This is a genomic window from Polaromonas sp. P1_G4, assembly GCF_056405475.1.
The window spans coordinates 1-2,785 of record NZ_JBFUCA010000535.1 but is presented as its reverse complement, the minus strand read 5'-3'; the positions used below and the strand labels follow the sequence as shown (position 1 = coordinate 2,785).

General features: G+C 55.1%; 2 protein-coding genes. Both read left to right on the top strand.

Annotated features, from left to right (window positions below; genetic code table 11):
- The coding region (locus tag AC1D1X_RS20090; RefSeq protein WP_477698993.1) for a site-2 protease family protein at positions 1-395 on the top strand (395 nt) is incomplete at its 5' end.
- A gap of 13 nt (positions 396-408) precedes the next feature.
- Positions 409-2,706, top strand: a complete 2,298-nt coding sequence (bamA, locus tag AC1D1X_RS20085; RefSeq protein ID WP_477698992.1) for an outer membrane protein assembly factor BamA — start codon at positions 409-411, stop codon at positions 2,704-2,706.
- The last annotated feature ends 79 nt before the right edge of the window (positions 2,707-2,785 follow it).

Sequence of the window (2,785 nt, the reverse complement as noted above, 5' to 3'; positions counted from 1 at the left end):
GCCCTGTCGATGGCTTGTGGCAAGGTGCCGTACGTACCTGGCAGGTTTCGCTGCTCACACTGAAGATGATGGGGAAAATGGTCATAGGCGAGGCGTCGCTTAAAAACCTGAGTGGCCCGCTCACGATTGCGGACTATGCGGGGAAGTCGGCCAGCCTTGGGTGGAGCAGTTATCTGCTATTTTTGGCCCTTATCAGCGTGAGCCTTGGCGTCCTGAATTTACTGCCGCTGCCGGTTCTGGATGGGGGGCACCTGATGTATTATCTTTGGGAGGGGATCACCGGCCGGGGCGTGTCTGACGCCTGGATGGACCGGTTGCAGCGCGGTGGCGTTGCTATCCTGCTGGGCATGATGTGCGTTGCCCTGTTTAACGATGTCACCCGGCTTTTGGGCTAATTCCTTACATTTCATGCAAAAACAAATAAATCGCTTCAAAGTTCGTGCAGTTTGCGCTATCGCCGCCGGTCTTTTTGCAGCCAGTTCGGCTTGGGCCGTTGACCCTTTCACGGTGCGTGATATCCGGGTTGAAGGCTTGCAGCGCGTTGAGCCCGGAACCATTTTTGCCTCCTTGCCCTTTCGGGTCGGCGAAACCTATAACGACGACAAGGGTTCCACCGCCATTCGTGCGCTGTTTGGGCTGGGCCTGTTCAAGGACGTGAGACTTGAAGTCAGTGGCGACGTATTGGTGGTGATCGTTGAAGAGCGTCCCACCGTCGCTGACGTGGACTTTGTGGGTGCCAAGGAGTTCGACAAGGACGCGCTCAAGAAAGCACTCCGCGAGGCCGGTGTTGCGGACGGCCAGCCGTTCGACAAGGCGCTCGCCGACAAGGCGGAGCAGGAGCTCAAGCGCCAGTACATCAACAAGAGCCTGTACGGCGTTGAAATTGTCACCACCGTCACGCCGATCGAACGCAATCGGGTCAACCTGACTTTCAGTGTGACCGAAGGCGATGTCGCGAAGATCAAGGAAATCCACATTACAGGCAACAAGGCGTTCAGCGAGTCAACCCTCCTGAGCCTCTTTGACCTTGATACAGGTGGCTGGCTCAGCTGGTACACCAAGTCGGATCGCTATTCGCGCACCAAGCTCAACGCCGACATTGAAACGCTGCGCTCCTACTACCTTTCGCGGGGCTACCTCGAATTCAAAATCGACTCTACCCAGGTTGCGATTTCCCCGGACAAACAAAGCATTGCCATCACCGTCAACGTGACCGAGGGCGAGCGTTTTGTTGTTTCGGGTGTCAAGCTTGAAGGCAACTACCTGAACAAGGAAGAAGAGTTCAAGACACTCGTGAAAATCACGCCTGGTGAGGCCTACAACGCGGACGAGGTCGCTGAAACGACCAAGGCGTTCAGCGACTATTTCGGTACTTTTGGCTACGCTTTTGCCCGCGTCGAAGCGGTGCCGGAAATTGACCGTGTCAATAACCGCGTGGCATTTGTGCTTCAGGCAGAACCATCCCGCCGTGCTTATGTGCGGCGCATCAACGTGGCCGGAAACAATCGCACGCGCGATGAAGTCGTGCGTCGCGAGTTCCGCCAGTTTGAGTCGTCCTGGTACGACGGCGACAAAATCCGGCTTTCCCGCGACCGTGTCGACCGTCTGGGTTTCTTTACCGATGTGAATGTAGAAACGCAGGAAGTGACCGGTACAAACGACCAAGTCGACATTACGGTCAATGTGGTTGAAAAGCCAACCGGTAATTTGCAGCTTGGTGCGGGGTATTCCAGCGCGGACAGCCTCTCACTGGTATTCGGTATCAAGCAGGAAAACGTTTTTGGMTCGGGCAATTACCTGGGTGTTGAAGTCAACACCAGCAAGTCCAACCGCCAGATCGTGCTCAGCACTATTGACCCATATTTCACGGCCGATGGTATTTCGCGCACCATTGATGTCTATGACCGCACGTCGAAGCCTACCTCGGGCCAAGGTGGTGACTACAGCCTGAAAACGCGGGGCGCAAGTATTCGTTTCGGTGTTCCGTTTACCGAGAATGACACCGTTTATTTTGGCAGCGGTTACGAGCAGTTGACGATTGTGCCGGGCACCAATCTGCCGGTTAGTTATCTGAACTATGCGAACCAGTTTGGCTACAAAAGCAACTCGATTCCGTTGACAGTGGGTTGGTCGCGCGACAGCCGCGACAGCGCGCTGGTGCCTACGTCGGGCCTCTATCAACGGGTTTACGGTGACTGGGGTGTCGCTGGCGACATCAAATTCGTGCGAGCGAACTACCAGGCCCAGAAATACATTCCGCTCAACAAGCAGTTCACGATTGCGCTTAACGGCGAGTTTGGCTGGGGCAAAGGCCTGAATGGCCAGCCTTATCCGCTCTTCAAGAATTACTATTCGGGCGGCCTGGGTTCTGTGCGTGGATTTGAGCAAGGCTCACTGGGCCCGCGCGATGCGTCTGATCTTGCCATCGGTGGACCGAAGAAGCTCACCCTCAATGCCGAACTCATTGCGCCGTTTCCTGGTGCAGGCAATGACCGTACCCTGCGCCTCTATGGGTTTGTGGACGCAGGCAATGTTTTTGGTGAAAATGAGCGTTTTCGGGTAAATGACTTGCGGGCTTCCACAGGTATTGGTATCAGCTGGATTTCCCCAGTGGGTCCCTTGCGCATCGCTATTGCGACGCCGCTGCGCAAAATGCCAGGCGATAGAATAGAGCGGTTGCAATTCCAAATTGGTACATCTTTCTAATGAAGCATTTTTCAATCAAAATTTTCCTGGGCGTTGCCATTGCACTGGCGGGGTTCTCCGCAAGTGCGCAGGAGTTCAA